The organism is Paracoccus homiensis, from assembly GCF_900111675.1.
Taxonomy (GTDB): domain Bacteria; phylum Pseudomonadota; class Alphaproteobacteria; order Rhodobacterales; family Rhodobacteraceae; genus Paracoccus; species Paracoccus homiensis.
Map to the genome: position 1 here is coordinate 1 of NZ_FOHO01000006.1, position 22,619 is coordinate 22,619.

At 62.9% G+C, this 22,619-nt stretch carries 18 protein-coding genes, 1 tRNA gene and 1 pseudogene; 9 read left to right on the plus strand and 11 right to left on the minus strand.

Annotation, left to right across the window (positions count from 1 at the left end):
- From BMX67_RS09620 to BMX67_RS09630, 3 genes and pseudogenes are all read right to left on the minus strand, one after another.
- A pseudogene (locus BMX67_RS09620) lies at positions 1-569 on the minus strand (IS5 family transposase); the annotation flags it as partial.
- Between the two features lie 332 nt (positions 570-901).
- Positions 902-2,596 (minus strand): DUF6538 domain-containing protein, encoded by a 1,695-nt coding sequence (locus BMX67_RS09625; protein ID WP_342707917.1) that lies wholly within the window; start codon positions 2,594-2,596, stop codon positions 902-904.
- 15 nt (positions 2,597-2,611) lie between these two features.
- Positions 2,612-2,686, minus strand: a tRNA-Gln gene (locus BMX67_RS09630).
- A gap of 95 nt (positions 2,687-2,781) precedes the next feature.
- Here BMX67_RS09630 and BMX67_RS09635 point away from each other — a divergent pair.
- Positions 2,782-3,960 (plus strand): BaiN/RdsA family NAD(P)/FAD-dependent oxidoreductase, encoded by a 1,179-nt coding sequence (locus BMX67_RS09635; RefSeq protein WP_090734770.1) that lies wholly within the window; start codon positions 2,782-2,784, stop codon positions 3,958-3,960.
- Here the strand turns inward: BMX67_RS09635 and BMX67_RS09640 are convergent.
- From BMX67_RS09640 to BMX67_RS09655, 4 genes are read right to left on the minus strand one after another with little or no spacing between them, the layout of a single operon-like run.
- Positions 3,957-5,285, minus strand: a complete 1,329-nt coding sequence (locus BMX67_RS09640; protein WP_090734437.1) for a mechanosensitive ion channel family protein — start codon at positions 5,283-5,285, stop codon at positions 3,957-3,959. The two genes, BMX67_RS09635 and BMX67_RS09640, sit on opposite strands and share 4 nt — an antisense overlap.
- Entirely contained in the window at positions 5,282-6,124 is an 843-nt protein-coding gene (gene kdsA, locus BMX67_RS09645; protein ID WP_090734439.1) for a 3-deoxy-8-phosphooctulonate synthase, read from the minus strand. Before kdsA ends, BMX67_RS09640 begins: the two co-directional genes overlap by 4 nt.
- The gene (locus BMX67_RS09650) at positions 6,121-7,866 is read right to left on the minus strand and encodes a KpsE/RkpR family capsule polysaccharide export protein (RefSeq protein ID WP_090734440.1); all 1,746 of its coding nucleotides are present in this window, start codon (positions 7,864-7,866) and stop codon (positions 6,121-6,123) included. Before BMX67_RS09650 ends, kdsA begins: the two co-directional genes overlap by 4 nt.
- Positions 7,850-8,503, minus strand: coding sequence for an ABC transporter ATP-binding protein (locus tag BMX67_RS09655; RefSeq protein ID WP_090734442.1), 654 nt, complete (start codon positions 8,501-8,503; stop codon positions 7,850-7,852). Before BMX67_RS09655 ends, BMX67_RS09650 begins: the two co-directional genes overlap by 17 nt.
- A gap of 162 nt (positions 8,504-8,665) precedes the next feature.
- Here BMX67_RS09655 and BMX67_RS09660 point away from each other — a divergent pair, with 162 nt between their 5' ends.
- The 5 genes from BMX67_RS09660 to BMX67_RS09680 all read left to right on the plus strand — a co-directional run bounded on the left by BMX67_RS09660 (position 8,666) and on the right by BMX67_RS09680 (position 15,432).
- Positions 8,666-9,256 carry a uracil-DNA glycosylase family protein gene (locus BMX67_RS09660; RefSeq protein ID WP_090734443.1) on the plus strand — a complete coding sequence of 197 codons (591 nt, stop codon included), beginning with the start codon at positions 8,666-8,668 and terminating at the stop codon, positions 9,254-9,256.
- A 197-nt stretch (positions 9,257-9,453) separates the two neighbouring features.
- The gene (locus BMX67_RS09665; protein ID WP_090734445.1) at positions 9,454-10,425 is read left to right on the plus strand and encodes a TAXI family TRAP transporter solute-binding subunit; all 972 of its coding nucleotides are present in this window, start codon (positions 9,454-9,456) and stop codon (positions 10,423-10,425) included.
- A gap of 90 nt (positions 10,426-10,515) precedes the next feature.
- Positions 10,516-13,344, plus strand: a complete 2,829-nt coding sequence (locus tag BMX67_RS09670) for a TRAP transporter permease (protein ID WP_090734446.1) — start codon at positions 10,516-10,518, stop codon at positions 13,342-13,344.
- On the plus strand, positions 13,337-13,759 hold the full coding sequence (locus BMX67_RS09675) for a universal stress protein (RefSeq protein ID WP_090734448.1): 423 nt from the start codon (positions 13,337-13,339) through the stop codon (positions 13,757-13,759). Before BMX67_RS09670 ends, BMX67_RS09675 begins: the two co-directional genes overlap by 8 nt.
- Positions 13,760-13,761: 2 nt before the next feature.
- Positions 13,762-15,432, plus strand: a complete 1,671-nt coding sequence (locus BMX67_RS09680) for a formate--tetrahydrofolate ligase (RefSeq protein ID WP_090734450.1) — start codon at positions 13,762-13,764, stop codon at positions 15,430-15,432.
- Here the strand turns inward: BMX67_RS09680 and BMX67_RS09685 are convergent.
- Positions 15,429-16,922 carry a hypothetical protein gene (locus BMX67_RS09685; RefSeq protein ID WP_090734452.1) on the minus strand — a complete coding sequence of 498 codons (1,494 nt, stop codon included), beginning with the start codon at positions 16,920-16,922 and terminating at the stop codon, positions 15,429-15,431. The genes BMX67_RS09680 and BMX67_RS09685 overlap by 4 nt on opposite strands.
- Before the next feature lie 484 nt (positions 16,923-17,406).
- Here BMX67_RS09685 and BMX67_RS09690 point away from each other — a divergent pair, with 484 nt between their 5' ends.
- Complete coding sequence (locus BMX67_RS09690; RefSeq protein ID WP_090734453.1) at positions 17,407-19,002, plus strand: peptide chain release factor 3; 1,596 nt, start codon at positions 17,407-17,409, stop codon at positions 19,000-19,002.
- Between the two features lie 39 nt (positions 19,003-19,041).
- Here BMX67_RS09690 and BMX67_RS09695 read toward each other — a convergent pair whose 3' ends face one another.
- Both BMX67_RS09695 and BMX67_RS09700 read right to left on the minus strand, forming a co-directional pair.
- Positions 19,042-19,464 carry an OsmC family protein gene (locus BMX67_RS09695; RefSeq protein ID WP_090734455.1) on the minus strand — a complete coding sequence of 141 codons (423 nt, stop codon included), beginning with the start codon at positions 19,462-19,464 and terminating at the stop codon, positions 19,042-19,044.
- A 70-nt stretch (positions 19,465-19,534) separates the two neighbouring features.
- Positions 19,535-20,728, minus strand: coding sequence for a deoxyguanosinetriphosphate triphosphohydrolase (locus tag BMX67_RS09700; protein WP_090734456.1), 1,194 nt, complete (start codon positions 20,726-20,728; stop codon positions 19,535-19,537).
- A gap of 81 nt (positions 20,729-20,809) precedes the next feature.
- On the opposite strand from BMX67_RS09700, the gene BMX67_RS09705 reads away from it, so the two are divergent.
- Positions 20,810-21,133 (plus strand): HesB/IscA family protein, encoded by a 324-nt coding sequence (locus BMX67_RS09705; protein ID WP_090734458.1) that lies wholly within the window; start codon positions 20,810-20,812, stop codon positions 21,131-21,133.
- Here BMX67_RS09705 and BMX67_RS09710 read toward each other — a convergent pair whose 3' ends face one another.
- Complete coding sequence (locus BMX67_RS09710) at positions 21,134-21,706, minus strand: hypothetical protein (RefSeq protein WP_090734459.1); 573 nt, start codon at positions 21,704-21,706, stop codon at positions 21,134-21,136. It abuts the gene before it with no gap.
- Between the two features lie 80 nt (positions 21,707-21,786).
- Between BMX67_RS09710 and xth the strand changes: the two genes are divergently transcribed.
- Complete coding sequence (xth, locus tag BMX67_RS09715; RefSeq protein ID WP_090734461.1) at positions 21,787-22,572, plus strand: exodeoxyribonuclease III; 786 nt, start codon at positions 21,787-21,789, stop codon at positions 22,570-22,572.
- The last annotated feature ends 47 nt before the right edge of the window (positions 22,573-22,619 follow it).

Here is a 22,619-nt window from a genome sequence, read left to right on the forward strand (position 1 = left end):
CCATGACCAGATCGAAGCCAAGATAGTCAAAGGTTTGCCCCGCAGTGATCTCGGTCCTCATGGGTAGCCCTGCAGCATTGACGAGGAGGTGGATCCTGGTCGTGAAGTGGGAGGTGGTCCAGAAAACGATCCGGTGGATCGTTTTCCCACCGGACGCTCTTGAGCGCCCGAAACCCTGTCGCCTTCGCCATGGTCTTGAACCAGTGGCGCCTCATGGCTCAGCCCCCTTTAGCGCCCGCTGCCTGATGGCGGGCGCGAACGACCGTGCCATCTATCATCTGGAGGGCGTGCTGCACTGCCCCGCTTTCGTTCAGGGCGTCCATGATCTTCTCCCAGAGCCACGCCAATGTCCGGCGCTGGAACTGTTGGTAAACGCTAGACCATCTCCCGAACTCTGCCGGGAGGTCCCGCCACGGGGCTCCGGTGCGCGCAATCCAGAAAACCCCAGCTAGAACAAGACGGTGGCTGGTAGGTCTGCGCCCGTTCGGGGCGCGGACTGTCAGGATGAACCGCTCAAAGAACGCCCATTCCTCGTCCGACATCAGGTCTCGTGCCAAGCTGGTCTCCATCGCAGATACCAGCTTGAATCACCCTCGCCAAGCAGTGTGAATCCCTTTCGTCAACATGGCCTAGGTCCCCTCTTGTCGCGTCAAGCTACATACATGTGGCGTAGCAGAAGTTGTTACAGGGCTTCGCGCTTCGCTCTTGGGTTGTCAGGTTCTTCTGCGTAAGGCAGGGATCACGCTTGCCCAAATGATATAGGAAACTCGACGCGGGCCGAAGGACTGAGACTCTACGGTATGCTAATGAATATCTGCTTTGCAATTTGCGTTTGCAGCGTTTGACACTCATGTTGTGTGGCAGCTTTGGGCCGAAACGCCCCCTCCAACCCTCCACCACCTCAGAACACCCTTGGCAGTGCATCGATGAGGGGCTTCAGGAGAGGCAGGGGTGTGCGCTGGCCGTAGCGGCGGTCTTTCTTGGAGCTGATGGCATGGCCCAGCAGGTGGTGGCGCGAGAGGTCGGGCACGTTCTGCCGGTAGCGCAGCTCGTCGGTGACGTAGTGCCGGAACGAGTGGAAGTTCTTCTTTGCGGCATCCTCGCCCAGCTGGGCGCGCAGCAGCTTGTGCCAGTTGAAGCTGATGGCGTCCGACAGCGTGCCGCGCCCCTTGCGGCGCTTCAGGTCGGGGAAGACCTGGCCGGTCTCGGTCTGCGCGACATGCTCCATGAAGCCCAGCTCCAGCAGGTGCGGGTGGATCGGCACCTTGCGCTGCGAGGGGCGGTTCTTCAGGCGCCGGATCTCGGTGGGGCGGAAGTGGAAGGCCGCGATGCCGTCCTCGGTGACGATATCCTCGCGCGCAAGGCCTGCGATCTCCTCGCGCCGCGCGCCGGTATAGGCCGCGATAAGCGGCAGCCAGTAGAGCGCGTCCTTGATGACGAGATCGCCGGGCCGGGTGCGGCGCCCCGCGCTCTGGCAGCCCTGCCAGACGGGGCCTGCGAAGATGCGCCGCAGGTCGTCGCGGCTGAAGGGGGCGACCTTGTCCTGGTCGTCCTCGGGGTCGGTCTCGCGCAGATCGCGCGTGTCCAGAAGCGGATCCAATGACAGACCTTCCGAGCGGGCGTGCTTGATGAGCTGCCCGACGAAGCCGAGATTGCGGTTGATCGTGGCGGCGGACAGGCCCTGTTTCCTGCCTGCGGTTTCCGCGGCCTCGATGATCTGAGGCAGCGTCATGTCCCGCTCCTTCGGCGTCTTGCGATAGGTCGGGGGCAGGGCGTGCATGATGTTGCTGAAGGCCATCAGGTGCTCCTGCCGCAGCTTGCGGATGTCCTCGATGCCGGTGGCCTCGTGCAGCAGTTCGGCGGTCTTGCGGATCTGGTAGGCGGTCTTGTCCGTGGCCCGCCCGCGCTTCTCCTTGCGGCTGGCGAGGCGGTCAGCGACGGCCTGGAGTGCGGGGTCGAAGGCGGGGGTAGGTTCGGGTGTAGGCGGCGGGGCATCCTCGGTCGCCGGCGGCTTCCCCTCCCGCAGCCTGCCCGCCATCGCAATGGCATCGTCGAAGCCCCGGTCCAGCCCCGCCTTGGACGACAGCAGCGCCGCCGCGCGGCCATTGAGCCAGATGCGCTTGGCGTCGAAGAACTCGTGCCCGCTGATGCGCTCCTTGCCCGCCAGATGGTCCTGATGCGCGCTCTCGACCGGGTTGCCTGTCTGCGGCAGGTGGAACGCGGCGCGGTCGCGCCTGGCGGATCGCTCCAGCTCTTCCCGGATGACGGTTTCCAGCCATTCATGCGCCACCTGCGGCGTCAGTCCTTCCATGCCCATTCGGTCGAACACCCTCTCGCTCTCAGCGGTCACGATGACGGCCAGCCTGCGCGCTGTCCACGGGCAAGCGGTCCGCAGCGAGACCTGGAGGTTCGCGGCGGCGGAGGAGGCGCGTTTGGGAATGCGGCGGCGCCAGGTGTAGATCGCGCCCCGGGGAAGACGAAGTTGGCAATGCCCATGGCAGGTCCCTCGATTGGGGACACAGGCTCCATGATGGACAGTGATGATGGACAATGGTCCAGATCGGCTGTCCGTCTTCGATAAGACGATCTTTCTCAACGACTTACTGGAAGTTGGCTGGGGCGGTAGGATTCGAACCTACGGTACACGGTACCAAAAACCGTTGCCTTACCACTTGGCTACGCCCCAACTGTGGAGGCGGATTTAGCCAATGCGGCCGGGGGGTGCAAGTCGAAAATCGAAGAAATCTTGCTGCTAGTGAAAAGCCTTTGTATGCGGGCGCCATGACGCAGGTAGATATCGCTATTCTTGGGGCCGGCGCGGCGGGGCTTTTCTGTGCAGGCAGTGCGCTGTCGCAAGGAAAGCGCGTTCTGGTGCTGGATCATGCCCGCAGGCCGGGGGAAAAAATCCGAATCTCGGGTGGGGGAAGGTGCAATTTCACGAACCTCGCCACAGCGCGGGACCGATTCCTGTCGCAGAACCCGCGGTTCGCAGCTTCGGCCCTGTCGCGATTCGCGCCGCAGGATTTCGTGGCGCTTGTGGACCGGGCGGGAATCGCCTGGCACGAAAAGGCCTTGGGGCAGCTTTTTTGCGACGGAAAGGCCACGCAGATCACGGATATGCTGTTGCGACGGATGGCGGGGGCCGAATTGTGGCTGGAAACCTCGGTCGCGGGTGTTGCGCGGGACGGCGATGGGTTCGTGGTGCAGACCGATCGCGGGATTGTCAGAGCTGGGCGCGTCGTTGTGGCGACTGGCGGCAAGTCGATCCCCAAGATGGGCGCGACGGGTATCGGTTACGAGATCGCGCGCGACTTTGGGCTTCGTCAGGTCGAGACGCGCGCCGGGCTGGTTCCGCTGACCTTCGCGGAGCAGGATCTGTCGCTGTGCAAGCCGCTGGCCGGGGTTTCGGTCGAGGCGGATGTCCGCTGCGGCAAGACCAGCTTTCGCGAACCATTGCTGTTTACGCATCGCGGGATCAGTGGCCCGTCGATCCTGCAGATTTCCAGTTTCTGGGAGGCGGGTGCCGAATTGCGCATCGACCTGTGCCCAGGCACGGATGTCGCCGCAGAGTTGAAACAGGCCCGATCGACTGCGGGTCGGGTGAATGTCGCGACCGCTTTGGGGCGGTTGTTGCCGGATCGCCTGTCGCAGGCGGTGATCGCCGAGATCGGGCTGTCGGACGCACGACTGGCGGATCAGCCGAACAAGCGGATCGAAGCACTTGGGGCCCGGGTCAATGGGTGGCAGGTTCGCCCGGTCGGGACCGAGGGCTATCGCACCGCAGAGGTGACCTTGGGCGGCGTGGACACCCGCGATCTGGATGCGCGGACGATGCAGGCGCGCGATGTGCCGGGCCTGTATTTCATCGGGGAATGTGTCGATGTGACCGGCTGGCTGGGGGGGTACAACTTCCAGTGGGCCTGGGCGTCGGCCCATGCGGCGGGGCTGGATCTGCGCTAACCGCCCGGCTTGGGGCGCGCCGGTTCCAGCAGGTCGCGGCCGTCATTGACGCGGCCGCGATCGACCAGCTGTTCGAAGGCCGCATCGGGGCTGAGGTCGGGTGCCCGTTCGCGTCGCTTGCTGGGGTTGGTATCCGGTTTGTCGGCATCGCGTTCGGTCTGATTTTCGACATGAATGCGATGAACCAGTTCGGGGATGGCAAAGCCCTCGGCGTCCAGTGCCTTGCGCAGCTGCCGATAGGCCTCGCCCCGGGCGAGGTCGAAATCGGTGCCTTCCTGCGACACCCAGCCGCCCGCGCGGATCACGATGAATTCGTTTCCGGATGCTTCGACCCAGGCAACGGGTTCAGGGCGTGCCAGAACGAAGCCCATCCGCGCCAGTTCGCGCAGGACCAGATCGCGCGCCCGGCCAAGATCGGCGGCGGGATCCACAGTCAGGTCGACCAGAAAACGGCGTTCGGGGTTGCGGGTGAAATTCGTCAGGACCGCCTTGTAGATGATCTGGTTGGGAAAACGGATATGGTTTCCGTCCAGCGTCAGAAGGGTTGTGCCGCGACTGGTGAGGCGGATGACGCGCCCGCGTTCGCCGTTGACCTCGATCAGGTCGTTGGGTCGGAAGGGCTGTCGCAGCGACAGAAGGATCGTCGCCACGAACCCTTCGATCGTGTCGCGTGCCGCAAAGCTGAGCGACAGGCCAAAGATGCCGGCCGCACCCAGAAGGGTGTTCAGCAGCGTCGTGGCCTCCATCAGGTCCAGCGCCACGACCAGCGCCACGATCCACGAGGTCAGGCGAATGGTCTGGCTTAGAAACTCGGCGATGAACGGGTTCGGCGCGATCCGGGCCATCGTCTTTTCGCGGCGCGAGATCCAGCCTCCGACAAGAACGATGAGGGCGCCGACGATCAGGCCCAACACCACGAAGGGAAGGCCCGCGACCACCTGATTCATCCGCGCCGCAAAACGCTCGCGTACGGATTCAAGCCGTGTCCCGATATCGGTCGACAGAAGGACGTGATCCTGAATCGCCACCACGCCGTCGATCCGTGCGATCAGCGATTTCAACCGTTCGGTTGCGGATTGTTCGGTGACTTCGCCGCTGAGAGAGACGATGCCGGCGTCGACCTGCACATCGACGCGGTCGAAATCATCGACCTGTCCCAGAATGCTGCCGATCCGGTTCAGGATCGCCAGGTCAGTGGCGGCGTTGTCCTGAACCGAAATCGCGCCGCTGGGGGCGCCTTCGCCTTCGCCATTCTCGCGCGCAAGCGCGGGCATGGCCGTCAGCGCGACAATCAGCAGCAGCCCGGCAAGCAGGCGCTGGATCATAGGGTGATCGGGTCGGCCTTGGCCAAGGCGTCGAACTTCATCAGCGAAGCGATCAGTGCGGGCATCTGATCCAGCGGGATCATGTTCGGCCCGTCCGAAGGGGCATTGTCCGGATCCTCGTGGGTTTCGATAAAGACACCCGCGACACCCAGCGACACCGCGGCTCGCGCCATCACCGGTGCAAATTCGCGCTGCCCGCCCGAGGAACCGCCCTGACCGCCGGGCTGCTGCACGGAATGCGTGGCATCCATGATTACCGGGTAGCCGGTCTTTGCCATTGTCGGCAGCGATCGCATATCCGCGACCAGCGCATTGTAGCCGAAACTGGCGCCACGTTCGGTCAGCAGGATGTTCTGATTGCCGGTCGAGGCGACCTTGTCGGCGACATTCGGCATGTCCCAGGGCGCCAGAAACTGACCTTTCTTGATGTTGACGACGGCGCCGGTCTTGCCTGCCGCCAGCAGCAGATCTGTCTGGCGGCACAGAAATGCCGGGATCTGGATGATGTCGACGACCTTCGCGGCAGCGATGGCCTGTTCGGCATCGTGGATATCGGTCAGGACCGGGCAACCCAGACGTTCGCGCACGGTTTCAAGGATTTTCAGGCCCTCGTCGATCCCGACGCCGCGCCGCCCGCCCAAAGACGTGCGGTTCGCCTTGTCATAGCTGGCCTTGAAGACATATTGCGCCCCGGCATCGGCACAGGCCTTGGCCATCGCCTGACCGATCATCAGGGCATGGTCCAGCGATTCCAGTTGGCAGGGACCGGCGATGACCGTCAGTGGAAGGTCGTTGCCGCAGGTCAGGCTGCCGATCTGGACGTGGCGGGCTTGGGTCATGTCGATACCTGTTCGCGTAGGATGGACGCTGTCAGCGACAGCATCAGATAAATCCCGGAAAAGATCAAAAGGGCGACCAGCGTGTTCTGAAACGCCTTCGGATAGGTCGGCTCGTCCGGGGGCACGGGCGCGACTGACAATGACAGGTAGCGGACCTGCTTGTTCGCTTCAATCCTTGCCGTCTCGACCTGTGCGGCGGCGGCTGAAAGCAGCTCTTGTCGGGTGGTCAGGTCGCTTTCTGCGATCCGCAGCTCGCCTGAAATGGCGGCCAGCGAACTGCGCGTTTCGTTTCCTTCGGTCAGTTCCAGCCGTGTCTGGGCGATCATCGCATTCAGGCGCGAGATGTCGCCGCGCACCGCGTCCACGCGGCTTTGCTGCGGGCGGGCATTCGCCAGCAGCTGCCCCAGCTCCAGTTCCTTTTCGTTCAGCTGGTTTTCCAGCGCGGCGATCTGGCTCATCACGACCGAGCCTTCGGCGACCGGGTCCAGAACGCCCAACCGCTGCTGCAGATCCTGCACCCGGCGTTGCGCGGCCAGCACGCGAGCCTCGGCGTCCTGATAGCTTTCGATCGCGCCCTTCATCTGATCGTCGCGCAGGCGCGAGGTCATCTGATCGACCTGACCTTCGGCATAGCGGATCAGGGCCAGCGAGAAATCGCGGCTGAGATCGGGATCGGGGGCGATGACCTCCAGATCGATCATCCCCTCGGTTGGGTCATAGCTGATCTTGACCGAATCCTGATAGACGCCATAGGCGGCCTCGTTGCTGGCATCGGGCGCAAGGCGCTTGATCTGGTCAAGCGCGGGGTCCTGAAACGCGGCGCGGAAACCCTCTTCGGCATCCAGACGCAACATCGCCTCGCGCGAGGAGAGATAGCTTTGGACCGCAACCGCGTCGGTGTTCGCCTGAATGCCCGACAGGGCATTGCCGGTCGGTGACAGGCCGGATGTGTCCGCGACCTGGATCTGAAACTGCGACTGCGTGGCGTAAAGCGGGGTCGCGACCTTGAAATAGTACCAGCCGGCCACTGCCGTCGGCCCGATCACGAACAGCAGCAGGCGCATCGCCAGCATCATCATCCGGCGGCGGCGGCGGCGGGCCATGTCGCGCTGAATGCGATAGATTTCTGCCGCGCGCCTGTCTTCGGTCAGGGCTTCGCGCGATGGCAGACTGGGTTGCGCAGCTTCCATCGCCGTGGATTTCGGGGCCGCGACAAGGGCGGGCGTGTTCTTTGCCGGCTCTGCCTGACTGCGCGTGCCCTCGGAGGACAGGATCTTTGCCAGCGCCGCCCGGTGTGAGGGGTCGATGCCCTGTTCGCGCAGGCGCAGCACGGCCTCTTCGTCGGATTCGACCTCGATCCGGTGCAATTGCGCGATACGCCGGGCGATGCGCAACTGACGCTCGCCCAAGTTCTCGGCCTTGATCGCGGCCAGCTTCGCGGCAAGATCGGCGTCGGGCGGCGTGCCGGTGGACGGGGTATCGGTGGGCGGTGGCGTCTTGTCGGCACTGCTGGCGGGTTCGGTCAGCCGAAAATCACCGAAACCGTCATCGGTGGGCCCGGTCTGCATCATCCGTTCGCGTGCTGAAACCTCGCGCGCGGCCACGTCGTCGCCGCCGGTTTCGGCCTTCTTCTGCAACTTCAATCGCACGCCGGAACCGCCCTGATCGTCGCGATTGTCGGTGGGTCGGACCGATTCATCGACCGAGGCGTGAAACCGGCGGGCCTTAGGCGGTGTAGTCATAATATTGCTTCGCCTCGTCCAGGGACTCGAACATATACAGTTTGCCGTCGCGCATGATGGCGGCCGAGCGGCAGAATTTCTCGATCGTGGCGGGCTGGTGCGACACGACGATCACGGTGGCGTTGCGCAGACGGTCGAACAGGACCGAACCCGCCTTGCGGTTGAATTCCGCATCGGTCGTCTGCGGCATCCCTTCGTCGATCAGGTAGATGTCGAATTCCAGCGCCAGCAGCAGCGAAAAGACGAACCTTGCGCGCATCCCGGCCGAGTAGGTGCCCACCGGCATGTCGAAATATTCGCTGATATCGGTCAGCCACCGCGCGAAGGCGGACACGTAATCGGGGTCCAGCCCATAGATGCGCGCGATGTGGCGCGAATTTTCATGCGCCGACAGCTTGCCCACGACGCCGCCCATGAAACCCAAGGGGAACGAGACGCGGCAATTGCTGCGAATCTGCCCCTCATCCGGCTTTTCAAGCCCGCACATCATGTTGATCAGTGTCGTCTTGCCCGTGCCGTTCGGGGCAAGGATGCCCAGTGAATGGCCCAGTTCGACCCGGAACGAAGCCTGATCCAGGATGACCTTGCGTCGCTGGCCGGTCCAGAAAGACTTCGAAACATTGTCGAATTCAAGCATGGTTCCTGCGCTAGTCCCTTCCGTTCAGGCGGCCACCATGCCTTAACCTGCTGGTCACAACCATAGGTGTGGGCCACAATGCTGTCCATAATCCAGAACATTATCTGAATATTGGGTGAATCTCGCGCTTCACCTGTCTCACATTTTCATTAGATTTCACTTATGCCCGCCGTGACCGATCAGATTGCCGCATGTCGCCTGTGCCGCGACCGCTTTGCCGCCACGGCAACGCGACATGCGCCGCGCCCCGTGGTGTGGTTTCGACCCGGTGCGCGGATCCTGATCGCGGGGCAGGCACCGGGGATGCGGGTCCATGAAAGCGGCCGGCCCTTCACCGACCGCTCGGGCGAGAGGCTGCGCGACTGGATGGGGGTCGACGAGGCCACTTTCTATGACCGGAACCGGATCGCCATCGTGCCGATGGCCTTCTGCTTTCCGGGATATGACGCCAAAGGGTCGGATCTGCCGCCGCCCCCGATCTGCGCGGAAACCTGGCGCAGCGAGGTCATGGCCCTTTTGCAGCCAAGGCTGACACTTCTGGTGGGCGGGCACGCGATCAGGTGGCATCTGGGACGGCAGTCGGTGACGCCGGCGGTCGAGGCATGGCGCGATCATGCGCCGACGGTCTTTCCGCTGCCCCATCCCTCGTGGCGAAACACTGGATGGTTGCGGCGAAATCCATGGTTCGAACAGCAGCTTTTGCCGGAGCTGCGGCAGGCCGTGGCCGACTGTCTGGCAGCAGAGCATCCGTAGTTCTACGGATTTATCGGAACTGGCGAATCGGAAACTTTCTTAGCTACTATTCATAACCTTCTGGTCTTAATGCTGATTCCAGACGGTTGGGTAATGGGGATTGCCAATCCACGGGACTGCGCTACCGTAATCGTGAACCTGCGCGGACAGCGCGGGGCGTGCGGAACCTATTCCGGACAAACATGGGAGAAAGTTGCATGAGCAAATTCAAACCGTTTCTTCTGACGACGGCCTTTGCGCTGACCGCCAGCACCGCCATGGCGCAGGAAGAACAATTCATCACCATCGGCACCGGTGGCCAGACCGGCGTCTACTATGTCGTGGGTCAGTCGATCTGCCGTCTGGTGAACCGCAATACTGCCGAAACCGGCATCAAATGCACCGCGCCCTCGACCGGGGGCTCGGTCGCCAATGTGAACGCGATCAAGGCGGGTGACATGACCATGGGTGTCGCGCAGTCCGACATTCAGTATCACGCCTATGAAGGCGATGTGCCCGATTTCGAAGGCGACAAGAAGGTCGAAAACCTGCGCGCCGTCTTTTCGGTCCATCCCGAACCGTTCACCGTGGTGGCCCGCAAGGATGCCAGCATCGCAGGGTTCGATGACCTGAAGGGCAAGCGCGTCAATGTCGGCAATCCGGGCTCGGGCCAGCTGGCCACGATGGAAGTCGTGCTGGACGCCAAGGGCTGGTCGATGGACGATTTCTCGCTGGCCTCGCAGCTGAAGCCGGCAGAACAGTCGGCCGCACTGGGTGACAACAAGGTCGACGCCATCGTCTATACCGTTGGCCACCCGAACGGCTCGATCCAGGAAGCCACCTCGACCGTCGAGGCGAATTTGGTGCCGGTCGAAGGCCCCGAGATCGACAAGCTGGTCGACGAAAACCCCTATTACGCCAAGGCGACGATTCCGGGCGGCATGTATGCCGGTACGGATGAGGATACCAACACCTTCGGCGTCAAGGCGACCTTCGTGACCTCGGCCGACGTGTCGGATGAGGTGGTCTATGAAGTCGTGAAAGCGGTCTTTGACAATTTCGACCGCTTCAAGGGCCTGCACCCGGCCTTTGCCAACCTGACCCCCGAAGAGATGGTCAGCGAAGGCAACAGCGCGCCGCTGCATCCGGGCGCCGAGAAATATTATAAGGAACAAGGCTGGGTCGAATAATCCGGCACTGAAAACGGGGCGGCCCTTGGCGGGGCCGCCCCTCGCTCTTGAATGACAAAGACAATAAGCCCGCAAGCAGGGAGAGACGTGATGAGCGAGACCGACAAGAACGAAAGCCGCAAACATGACCAGTTCGAGGCCAGCGCCGTCGAGATGGGCGGGTCCGGACATGGGGGCCTGTCGCAATCCGAACTGGACGAACTTGTCGCCTCGTCCGACACCGGGGCCCGGACCCCGCCCGGCTTTGTCGGCAAGCTGATCCTGACGGTCGCGCTGTGCTGGTCGCTGTTTCAGCTTTGGATCGCCTCGCCCATTCCGTTCATGGTCGGTTTCGGTGTCCTGAACGACACGGAAACCCGTTCGATCCACCTTGCCTTCGCGCTGTTTCTGGCCTTCATGGCCTATCCCGCGGAACGCACCAAGGTGCAGATCGGGCTGGGCGTCGGCATCCCCGCGCTGATGACGGTCCTGTTCATCGTCGGATCGAAAGCCGGGGTGCCGGTCTGGTGGATCCCGATCATCGGTCTTGCGGTCATTGCGGCGGTTCTGCTTGGCAGCCCCAAAAGCTGGGTCCCGCCATGGGAATGGGCGCTGGCGATTCTTGCAGCAATTGCGTCGCTTTACATCTATTTCTTCTACAATGACATCAGCAGCCGCGTGGGCGCGCCGATCCTGCAGGATTACGTTGTGTCAGTGATCGGCATTCTTCTGCTGCTAGAGGCGACGCGCCGCAGCCTTGGGCCTGCGCTGATGATCGTGGCCTCGGTCTTTCTGGTCTATACCTTCCTTGGCCCCTACATGCCGGGGATCATCGCCCACAAGGGCAACACCCTGTCCGAAGTCGTGAACCACCAGTGGATCACCACGGAGGGCGTGTTCGGCATCGCGCTTGGCGTTTCGACCAGCTTCGTCTTCCTGTTCGTCCTGTTCGGGGCGCTGTTGGATAAGGCGGGCGCGGGCAACTACTTTATCCAGGTTGCCTTTTCGCTGATGGGGCATATGCGCGGCGGTCCGGCAAAGGCCGCTGTCGTCAGCTCGGCCATGACGGGGCTGATCTCGGGCTCGTCCATCGCGAATGTGGTCACCACCGGCACCTTCACCATCCCGCTGATGAAGAAGGTGGGCTTCAGTTCCGAAAAGGCCGGCGCGGTCGAGGTCGCGTCCTCGGTCAACGGTCAGATCATGCCGCCCGTGATGGGGGCCGCGGCCTTCCTGATGGTCGAATATGTCGGCATCCCCTATTTCGACGTGGTCAAGCACGCCTTCCTGCCCGCGACGATCAGCTATATCGCGCTGGTCTATATCGTCCATCTTGAGGCGATGAAGGCCGGCATGAAGGGTCTGCCCCGCGCCTATGAACCAAGCCCGCTGATGCGCCGCATGATCGGTTTCCTGTTCGGCGTCGTGGCGATCGCGCTGCTGGGCTTCCTGATGAAATTCACCATGGGCTGGATCCGTCCCGCCTTCGGACCTGCCGCGCCCTACATCATCTTCGGCCTTCTGACCGCTGCCTATATCGGCCTGCTGTATGTCGCGTCGCGCGAAGAGCCGCTGGAACTGGATGATCCGAACGCCCCGGTGACCGAACTGCCCTTGCCGGGGCCGACCGTCCGTTCGGGCCTGCACTTCCTGCTGCCCGTGATCGTTCTGGTTTGGGCGCTGATGGTGGATCGCCTGTCGCCGGGCCTGTCGGCTTTCTGGGCGACGGCCTACATGATCTTCATCCTGCTGACCCAACGTCCGCTGATGGTGATGATGCGCGGCACCGATCGCACCGGCAATGCCAGCACCGGCGCGGCATTCGGCGCAGGTATTGCCGATCTGATCGACGGGTTGATCTCGGGCGCGCGGAACATGATCGGCATCGGCATCGCCACCGCGACCGCCGGTATCATCGTGGGGGCGGTCAGCCAGACCGGCGTCGGCTCCGCCCTTGCCGATGTGGTCGAGGTTCTGTCGGGCGGTCACCTACTGGCGATCCTGTTCCTGACGGCGGTGCTGTCGCTGATCCTGGGCATGGGTCTGCCGACCACGGCAAACTATATCGTCGTCTCCGCATTGCTGGCGCCCGTCATCGTGACGCTTGGCCAGCAGAACGGGCTGATCGTGCCGCTGATCGCGGTCCATCTGTTCGTGTTCTACTTCGGCATCATGGCGGATGTGACGCCGCCCGTGGGGCTTGCCAGCTTTGCGGCGGCGGCGGTTTCGGGTGGCGATCCGATCCGCACAGGGGTGGTCGCGTTTTTCTACAGCCTGCGGACCGCCGCGCTGCCGTTCCTGTTCATCTTCAACACCGATCTGCTGCTGATAAACGTGGACTGGATACACGGCATCTTTGTCTTCGTGACGGCGACATTGGCAATGCTTCTGTTCGCCGCGGCGACGCAGGGCTGGTTCCTGACCCGCAACAAGAGCTGGGAAACGCTGCTGCTGTTGCTGGTCGCCTTCGCGATCTTCCGGCCGGGCTTTTTCATGGACTACCTGTATCCGCCCTATGACGATCTGCCGCCCGCGCAGTTCCAGCAGGCCCTGGCCGAGTCGCGCCCGGGTGATCCGCTGCGCTTGCGCATCGCAGGTCTGAACGAGGTCGGTGACCCGGTCGAGTTCACCGCCCTGCTGGCCGTACCCGAAGGGGCCGATGGCGCCGAGCGTCAGGCCGCGCTGGGGATCGAGACGATCCAGAACGGCGATGAGGTGATGATCGACAACGTCGCCTTCGACAGCCCCGCGCAAGAGGCCGGGCTGGACTGGGATCAGCAGATCATGCTGGTCCGTGCGCCCGCGCCCGCGCCGTCGAAATACTGGATGTATATCCCGGCGGCACTGATCCTTGCGCTGGTCGTCTGGCTGCAACGCCGGCGTGCCGGGCCGGGGCAGGGCGCCACCGCCACCCGCAAGGAAGGGGTTCGCCATGCCTGATCAGGTTTTGTTTCCGATCGATCTTCAGCATCCGGAAAGCTGGGAAAAGGCCTTGCCCGCCGCCATGCGCATGGCGGGCAGCGAGGGCACGATCCATCTGTTGGGGATCGTGCCGGATATCGGCAGTTCGATGGTCGCGACCTTCCTGCCCAAGGGGTACGAGGTGCAGGCGCTTCAGGCGATGAAGGATGCGCTGGACGGTTTTGCCGAACAGCACCTGCCTGACACCCGGGTCAAGACCCATGTCGGTCACGGCCATGTTGCCGAAACGATCCTGAAGCTGGCGAAAAAGACCAAGGCGGATCTGATCGTCATGGCCAGCCACAAGCCTGATGAGTTGCGAAGCATCCTGATCAGCAGCCATGCGAATGCGGTCGTGCGCCATTCGCCCGTGTCCGTCATGGTCGTACGCTAGGCGTGCTGTCCGATATCGAGATCGCGCGCGGCGCCGACAAGCGCCCCATTCAGCAGATCGCGCAGAAGCTGGGGCTTGGGGCGAGGGATATCCTGCCCTACGGCCATGACAAGGCCAAGATCACGCATCGGGCGCTGGCCGGGCTGGCCGATCGGCCGCAGGGCAAGTTGATCCTTGTGACCGCGATCAACCCGACCCCGGCGGGTGAGGGCAAGACGACCACCACCGTCGGGCTGGGCGACGCGCTGAACCGGATCGGAAAGCAGGCGACGATCTGCATCCGCGAGGCCAGTTTGGGCCCGAATTTCGGCATGAAGGGCGGCGCGGCGGGCGGCGGACGCGCCCAGATCGTCCCCATGGAAGAAATGAACCTTCATTTCACCGGCGATTTTCACGCGATCACCAGCGCGCATAACCTGCTGGCCGCGATGATCGACAACCACATCTATTGGGGCAACGCGCTGGATCTGGACACGCGGCGCATCACGTGGCGGCGGGTCATGGACATGAATGACCGCGCCTTGCGCGACGTCGCGATGGGGCTGGGCGGTGTCAGCAATGGCTTTGTCCGGCAGTCGGGTTTCGACATCACCGTCGCGTCCGAGGTGATGGCCATCCTGTGCCTGGCAGACGATCTGGCGGATCTTCAGGACAGGTTGGGCCGGATCATCATCGGCTATACCCGTGACAAGAAACCCGTCACCGCGCATGATATTGGCGCCGCGGGCGCGATGACGGTGCTGTTGAAGGATGCACTGCAGCCCAACCTGGTGCAGACCCTGGAAAACAACCCGGCGCTGGTTCATGGTGGCCCCTTCGCGAATATCGCGCATGGCTGCAACAGCGTGATCGCGACCCGTGCGGCGCTGCGCATGTCGGATTATGTCGTGACCGAAGCGGGGTTCGGCGCCGATCTGGGGGCCGAAAAGTTTCTGAATATCAAATGCCGCATGGCCGGCCTGTCGCCCGCAGCCTGCGTGCTGGTGGCGACGATCCGGGCGCTGAAGATGAATGGCGGTGTCGACAAGCAGGATCTGGGCCGGGAAGATGTCGCGGCTGTCACGCGCGGCTGTGACAATTTGGGCCGTCACATCCAGAACCTGCGCGGCTTTGGCCTGCCGGTCATCGTGGCGGTGAACCATTTCGACGGCGACAGCGCCGCCGAGATCGAGGCGCTGCATGCCTATTGCGCTTCGCATGGCGTTCGCGCGGTTCTGGCCCGCCATTGGGCCGAAGGCGGCGCCGGTGCCGAGGAGCTGGCCCACGCGGTGAGCGAGATTGCCGATGCCGGTGCGGCTGATTTTCATACGCTTTATTCGGATTCGATGCCGCTGTGGCAGAAGATCGAAACGATCTGCACCCGTATCTATCGCGCCAGCCACGCGGAACCCGCAGCCGGCGTCATGCAGCAGCTTGCCGCGTGGGAGGCCGCGGATTTTGCCGATCTGCCGGTCTGCATCGCCAAGACGCCCTATTCCTTCACCACCGATCCCGCGCGTCGCGGTGCGCCCGAAGGTCATGTCGTGCCCGTGCGCGAGGTGCGGCTGTCTGCGGGTGCTGGCTTTGTGGTGGCAATCTGTGGCGAGGTCATGACTATGCCCGGCCTGCCCCGAACCCCCGCCGCCGAGCGCATAGGCCTTGGCCCTGAAGGCCAGATCAGGGGGCTGTTCTAGATCGGCCTGGCGCGGGTGCTGTCGCCCTCGAACACCCAGGCGATCAGGGACATGCGCGCCAGCCGCGCCGATTGGTCCTGCAGCGATTCGGTTGCATCCTCGATCGCGGCCAGATCGCGCAGCATCATCCGGCAGGCGGCGATGCGGATGGCAGGGGTGGTCTGGATCGACTGACAGGCAATGGCTTGGGCACAGCAGGCCAGAAACCCGGCCGGGTCGCCGGATCGGGCCGCGGCGTCCCACGTCTGGATCATCGCGGCATCCGCCGCTGCACCCAGCGTCACGGCAGAGCCGCGCAACCAGTTCAGTGCAGCCTGCATATGCGGGGGCTGTTCTGCATGGTTCAGCGCGGGCCAGGCCGCACCAAGATCAAGACAGGATCGTGCGTGGCGCGCGGCGGTGAAGCTGCCGAACATCAACGGCGCAATGGCAAGGATATCGCGGGCCTGTATTTTCTGGCCCGCCAGCCCCGCAAGCGAAAACCAATCCTCGCCCGTCGCGCAGGATAGGGTGGCCGCCATGCGCAGCCGATCCGGTTTGGGCAATTCGCGCAGATTGTCGCCGCGGCTGACGACGATCGCGGCGGCCATGTCGCGACATCCGTGCAGGGGTTGCGATGTGGGCGCGGCTTCCGCGCCGTTCCAGCGGCGATAGGTCGCCATGTGCAACGCGGCCACGGTCATCAAGGTGGCCCAGACCCCATCGTCCAGTTCCTGACATTCCGTGGAATAGGCGGATCGCGCCGGGAACGATCCGTCGGGCCGCTGATAGGGAATGACCTCGGCCAGCATCGGCGCAATGTCATGGTCGGGATCGATCAGTCGCAGGCAGAAGGCAAGCTGCACGGTCGCGATCAGCGATTGTTCCTTGCGCGCCCATTCGGCGTATCTGAGGCAATTTGCGAAAACCTGACCATAGACACGGGGATGCGAAAATTGCGGCCGACGTGCGCCAAAGCCGTAAAGCCGCATCAGCACCATCGTGAAGCGTTCCAGATAAGCCTGGCTCAGCGCCTCGGACGGCATGGGGGCGACAACGAATTCCTCGGCCAGACGCAGCAGTTCCTCGGCCGGCGGATGTTCGATCGCCAGCCGGTCGCTCAGCGCGTCGGGGGTTTCATCGGTCAGGATCTGCCGCGCCAATTGGTATCGCGGGTCATCGGCAAGAACCGCCTGCGCCGCAAAAACGGATTGCACCAGATCAGAGGACGGATCGGTTTCGCTTTCCGCGATCCGGCGCGCGATCCGCGACAGGATTTCCGGCGACAGCCTGCGTGCGACAATGACCTGAAGGGGCGATTTGCAACCGCGCAAACCCGACAAAATCTCGCCAACCCACGCGGCGGTAGAAAGATGGGGGATGGCAGGGTGTTGCGAGGGCAGGGGGTCGGGCAGTGCCTCGACATGCTGTCGAAGCCATTCAAGCCCCCGGCTGGCCAGCATTTTCAGCAATCGGTCATAGCTTGCATCCAAAGGTGTGCTGACACTCATCGCGGGGACCCTTCAACCTTCAGGAGTAAGTTACACTGACACCAAAGCAACACGAACTGCAAGTTTCTGTGATCATAAACTAATCAGGGCGGGTCAGCACAATCACATTTTCAGACGTTCTTAATAGGAAATTGATTATAAGTATATGCTTTTGATAATCGGAATCTGCGTTATGTGCAATATTAACTAGATATATGTAAATGTGATTGATGCTGCGCGGCAAATGCACAGCGCCACATATAACCGCTGTTGAGCTTCCAAAACAACGCACTGCTTGGCCAAGCTCGAATTTCCCGCCGCCATGCTGGACGGCCAGTCGCGGCGGTAGTGGACATAGTGTCACAAAGCGGGCAACTGCCCAATGCTGACGCAGCGTAGCAATCTTTTCCGGGCGCGGATGCGGCGCGGCAGGGCTGTCGCCTTGCGTTGGCTGCATCGGTATCGGGAATTGCACAGTCGCGCGCGGCAGGCTACATGCCCCAACATGACAAACCGCCCCGAACTTCCGCCCGAAATCGCACGCCGCCGGACCTTCGCGATCATCTCGCATCCGGATGCCGGCAAGACCACGCTGACCGAGAAATTCCTACTGTATGGCGGCGCCATCCAGATGGCCGGACAGGTTCGCGCCAAGGGCGAGGCGCGGCGCACGCGGTCGGACTTCATGAAGATGGAACAGGATCGCGGGATTTCGGTCTCGGCCTCGGCGATGTCCTTCGATTTCGACGGGTTCCGGTTCAACCTGGTGGACACGCCGGGTCACAGCGATTTTTCGGAAGACACCTATCGCACGCTGACGGCGGTGGATGCGGCGATCATGGTCATCGACGGCGCCAAGGGCGTCGAATCCCAGACGCGCAAGCTGTTCGAGGTGTGCCGCCTGCGAGATCTGCCGATCCTGACCTTCTGTAACAAGATGGATCGCGAATCCCGCGAGACCTTCGAGATCATCGACGAGATCCAGGAGAATCTGGCTATCGACGTGGCCCCCGCATCCTGGCCCATCGGGGTCGGCCGCGATTTCCTTGGCTGCTATGACATGCTCAACGACCGGTTGGAACTGATGGACCGCGCCGACCGCAACAAGGTCGCGGAATCCATCGCCATCGACGGTCTGGACGACCCCAAGCTGGCCCAGCACATCCCCGAACACCTGCTGACCCAGCTGCGCGAAGAAATCGAGATGGCGCGCGAGCTGCTGCCGAGCTTCGACCGCCAGTCCTTTCTGGAAGGGCACATGACGCCCATCTGGTTCGGCAGTGCGATCAACAGCTTTGGCGTGCGCGAGTTGATGAAGGGCATCAGCACCTACGGCCCCGAACCCCAGCCGCAGAACAGCGCCGACCGCGAGATCGCCCCCGAAGAAAAGAAGGTCACGGGCTTCGTCTTCAAGGTTCAGGCGAACATGGACCCCAAGCACCGCGACCGCGTGGCCTTCGTCCGTCTTGCCAGCGGGCATTTTGAACGCGGGATGAAGTTGACGCATGTGCGGTCCAAGAAGCCGATGGCCGTCAGCAACCCGGTGCTGTTCCTGGCCGCCGACCGCGAGCTAGCCGAAGAGGCATGGGCCGGCGATATCATCGGCATTCCGAACCACGGCCAGCTGCGCATCGGCGACGCCCTGACCGAGGGCGAGGCCCTGCGTTTCACCGGCATCCCCAGCTTTGCGCCGGAACTGCTGCAATCGGTTCGCGCGACCGACCCGATGAAGGCCAAGCATCTGGAAAAGGCGCTGATGCAATTCGCCGAAGAAGGCGCGGCCAAGGTCTTCAAGCCGATGATCGGCTCGGGCTTTATCGTTGGTGTCGTCGGCGCGCTGCAATTCGAGGTTCTGGCCAGCCGGATCGAGCTGGAATACGGCATCCCCGTCCGCTTCGAGGCCAGCCAGTTCACCAGCGCGCGTTGGGTGGCCGGACCGAAGGACAAGGTCGAGGCGTTCTCGAACGCGAACAAGCAGCACATGGCTCTGGACCATGATGGCGACCTGGTCTTCCTGACCCGCCTGCAATGGGACATCGACCGCGTGGGTCGCGACCATCCCGACCTGTCGCTGACCGCGACCAAGGAAATGATGGTCTGAAACGATGACGCCCGGTCCGACAGGACCGGGCGTTTCGCATTACGCCATCTTGGCGTCCATGGTGATCTCGGCGTTCAGCAGCTTCGAGATCGGGCAGCCGGCCTTGGCCTTGTCGGCGATCTCCATGACCTTGGCCTGATCGGCGTTGGCCTTGATCGAGGTCTTCAGATGGGCCTTCTTGACGGCGAAACCGTCGCCCTCCTTGTCCATCGAGATCTCCGAGGTCGTCTCGATCGCGACGCCCGAAATGCCTTCCTGTTCCAGCATCATCGCCAGCGCCATGGAAAAGCAGGAGGCGTGGGCCGCGCCGATCAGTTCCTCGGGGTTGGTGCCGGGCTTGTCCTCGAAGCGGGTGTTGAAGCCGTAGGGCTGATCGGCCAGGGCACCCGAATGTGTCGAGACCAGGCCCTTGCCCTCTTTCAGGCCGCCTTCCCATTTCGCGGAGCCGGTGCGGGTAATCATGTGAACCTCCTTTGCGTGGGTCAGCCCAGTGAACGCCACCAGTCGCCCGAAGGTTCACCGATTCCGGCGATTATTCCGGGGCGTCCGGGAACAGCCGCAGATGTTCTGCGATGGCATAGCGGTCGGTCATGCCCGCCACGTAGTCCAGCACGATCCGCGCACGTTCGTTCTGGTCGGGTGCCTGTTCGGCCGCACGCTGCCAGCTTGCCGGCATCATCGAGGGGTCGTTCAGGAACAGCGGGAACATCCGGTTCAGGATATCGGTCACGCGGTGGCGTTCATCGACGACCGAGGGCGCGCGATACATGCGGGTGAACAGGAAGGATTTGATCGCCTTGATGTTCTGATACAGCGGCTTGGAAAAGCGGATGATCGGCCCATCCATGTCGCGGATTTCCTGCGCGGATTGCGGTTGCAGGCTGGTCAGGCGATTCTGGGCGACGGCGATGACATCCTCGACCATGACGCCGAACACCCGGCGCAGCGCCTCGTGCCGGCGGCGCATACGGTCAAGATCCGGATACAGGCGATCCACCTCCGCAAAGGCGGGGCCGATGACCGGCAGTTCGGCCAGTTCTTCCTCGGTGAACAGTTCGGCCCGCAGCCCGTCATGCAGATCGTGGTGGTTATAAGCCACGTCATCGGCGACGGCCGCGACCTGCGCCTCGGCGCTGGCATTGGTGTGCAGTTCCAGATCCCAGGCGGCGTTTACCTCGGCCAGGGCATAGGGCAGGTCGGCGGCCACGGCGGCGCCCGTGATGTCCCGTTCCAAGACCGGACCATTGTGTTTGGCGATGCCTTCCAGCGTTTCCCAGGTCAGGTTCAGCCCGTCGAAATCGGCGTAGTGCCGTTCCAGCCGGGTCACGATGCGCAGTGCCTGCGCGTTGTGATCGAATCCGCCATAGGGCTGCATCAGGGCCGCCAGCGCGTCTTCGCCGGTATGGCCGAAGGGGGGATGGCCCAGATCGTGGGCCAGCGCCACGGATTCCGCCAGATCGGTATTCAGGCCAAGCGCGCCCGCGATCGTGCGGGCCACCTGTGCGACCTCGATCGTATGGGTCAGGCGGGTGCGGTAATAGTCGCCGCGATATGCCTCTCCGTCATGTTCGACAAAGACTTGGGTCTTGTGTTTCAGCCGCCGGAACGCGCTGGAATGAATGATCCGGTCGCGATCGCGCTGCCAGGGCGAACGAAAGGTCGAAAGCTGTTCGGGATGCAGACGGCCGCGGCTGTCTTGGGGCTGGCAGGCATATGGGGCTGTCATGTCACGTCCTTTTGGCGATCCTTGCGAGGGATGCGTGCCGACCCTATATTCTGTCGCAACGGACGAAAACGGGAACGCCCCATGAACTTGCCCCCGAAAGTGACCGAACGCGCCTTTGCCCGCCTGGCCGAGATCAACGCAAGCGGTGATGTGAAACCCTTGCGTGTGGCCGTTGCCGGTGGCGGCTGTTCGGGATTTCAGTATGAGATCCGGCTGGATCAGGCCGAAAGCGATGATCTGGTGTTGAAAGGCGGCGGCCAAAGCGTCGTCGTGGACCCTGTGTCCTTGCCCTATCTGGCGGGCGCGGTGATCGACTTCACCGATGAACTGATCGGCGCGCGCTTTACCATCGACAATCCCAACGCCACGTCCAGCTGCGGCTGCGGCACGTCCTTTTCGATCTGATCAGGCGCATAGCCTGTCATAGATCTGCACCTGCTGGTCCAGATAGCGCAGTTTCGGCGCGTCGCGATCGGTCGTGCCGGGCAAGTCCTTGGGATATTCGCGGATCTGGCTGCTGCGGCGCAGGGACTGACACCAGTCCTGCGGGGCGGCCTCGACGATTTTCATGCTGCCGTTTTCTTCGATCAGGGTGACCAGATAGCCGCTGCGCCGCGAGGTGCCGATGACGCGGAAATCCAGCGGTTTGTCGATCTGCGTCCAGCCGGTATCGGGACCGAACAGATCGTCCTGGCCCCGCCAATCGGTGCCATAAGCAAAGCGAAGCAGGTAATTGCCGGGCGGAACAAGCAGGCGAAAGAAGGTGCCGCCACGGATATAGCCTGCTATCGCCGGATCATCGGTGTCGGGATCAACCAGAAACACCACGTAGTCCTTGCCCGGCAGCGTCTTGACCTGCAACGGAAATGTCGCCGGCAGACCGCTTCGGTTCCACAGGATTCCGGCCCGTGGCCGATCCTCGGCCCATGCGGCAAGGGGCATCAGCAACAGACAGATGACGCGCAGCCAGAAATTCATCGCGGACTCCTTTCCTTCTGACAGCCTAGCGGCGCATTGCGTCGGTTGCCAATCACGGTGCCGCTGCTAAAGATGCGGGCATGAAAATCGCAAGCTTCAACATCAATGGCGTCAAGGCGCGGATCGAGGCGCTGACCGCTTGGCTGGCCGGTTCGGATGCCGATGTCGTCGTCCTTCAGGAAATCAAATCCGTGGACGAGGGGTTTCCCCGCGACCATTTCGCCGATCTGGGCTGGAATGTCGAAACCCATGGTCAAAAGGGTTTCAATGGCGTCGCGATCCTGTCCAAACTGCCGTTGGAGGATGTTGCCCGCGGCCTGCCCGGCGATGACAGCGACGAACAGGCCCGCTATATCGAGGCGACGGTCGTGGGCGACCGCGCCGTGCGCATTGCGGGGCTGTATCTGCCCAATGGCAACCCGGCACCGGGGCCGAAATACGACTACAAGCTGGCCTGGATGGAACGGCTGCGCCTGCGTGCCGCCGAACTGCTGACCACCGAAATGCCGGTCGTGATGCTGGGCGATTACAATATCATCCCCCAGCCGCGCGACGCTGCCCATCCGCAGAAATGGGTCGAGGATGCGCTGTTTCGCCCCGAAAGCCGCGCGGCATTTCGCGCGATCCAGTATCAGGGTTGGACCGATGCAATCCGCATCCGCGACCCGTGGTCGACACGCGGGCCCTTTACCTTCTGGGATTATCAGGCCGGGGCGTGGAACAAGGATGATGGCATCCGTATCGACCATCTGATGCTGTCGCCGCAGGCGGCCGATCTGATGGTCGAAACCGGGGTCGACCGCGAGGCGCGCGCCGGAGAAAAGCCAAGCGACCACGTTCCCGTCTGGATCAGACTGGCGGCCTGACGTTGACGTGATGCGATGTGAGAGGCGGCCATCTCGACCTGCGGGGC

Coding starts and splice junctions, on each gene's coding strand:
- BMX67_RS09670 (WP_090734446.1), top strand. CDS start 10,516: ATGAGCGAGACCGACAAGAACGAAAGCCGCAAACATGACCAGTTCGAG.
- BMX67_RS09660 (WP_090734443.1), top strand. CDS start 8,666: ATGCCCGCCGTGACCGATCAGATTGCCGCATGTCGCCTGTGCCGCGAC.
- BMX67_RS09690 (WP_090734453.1), top strand. CDS start 17,407: ATGACAAACCGCCCCGAACTTCCGCCCGAAATCGCACGCCGCCGGACC.
- BMX67_RS09695 (WP_090734455.1), bottom strand. CDS start 19,464: ATGATTACCCGCACCGGCTCCGCGAAATGGGAAGGCGGCCTGAAAGAG.
- BMX67_RS09705 (WP_090734458.1), top strand. CDS start 20,810: ATGAACTTGCCCCCGAAAGTGACCGAACGCGCCTTTGCCCGCCTGGCC.
- BMX67_RS09710 (WP_090734459.1), bottom strand. CDS start 21,706: ATGAATTTCTGGCTGCGCGTCATCTGTCTGTTGCTGATGCCCCTTGCC.
- BMX67_RS09655 (WP_090734442.1), bottom strand. CDS start 8,503: ATGCTTGAATTCGACAATGTTTCGAAGTCTTTCTGGACCGGCCAGCGA.
- BMX67_RS09700 (WP_090734456.1), bottom strand. CDS start 20,728: ATGACAGCCCCATATGCCTGCCAGCCCCAAGACAGCCGCGGCCGTCTG.
- BMX67_RS09665 (WP_090734445.1), top strand. CDS start 9,454: ATGAGCAAATTCAAACCGTTTCTTCTGACGACGGCCTTTGCGCTGACC.
- BMX67_RS09635 (WP_090734770.1), top strand. CDS start 2,782: ATGACGCAGGTAGATATCGCTATTCTTGGGGCCGGCGCGGCGGGGCTT.
- xth (WP_090734461.1), top strand. CDS start 21,787: ATGAAAATCGCAAGCTTCAACATCAATGGCGTCAAGGCGCGGATCGAG.
- BMX67_RS09685 (WP_090734452.1), bottom strand. CDS start 16,922: ATGAGTGTCAGCACACCTTTGGATGCAAGCTATGACCGATTGCTGAAA.
- BMX67_RS09675 (WP_090734448.1), top strand. CDS start 13,337: ATGCCTGATCAGGTTTTGTTTCCGATCGATCTTCAGCATCCGGAAAGC.
- BMX67_RS09640 (WP_090734437.1), bottom strand. CDS start 5,285: ATGATCCAGCGCCTGCTTGCCGGGCTGCTGCTGATTGTCGCGCTGACG.
- BMX67_RS09650 (WP_090734440.1), bottom strand. CDS start 7,866: ATGACTACACCGCCTAAGGCCCGCCGGTTTCACGCCTCGGTCGATGAA.
- kdsA (WP_090734439.1), bottom strand. CDS start 6,124: ATGACCCAAGCCCGCCACGTCCAGATCGGCAGCCTGACCTGCGGCAAC.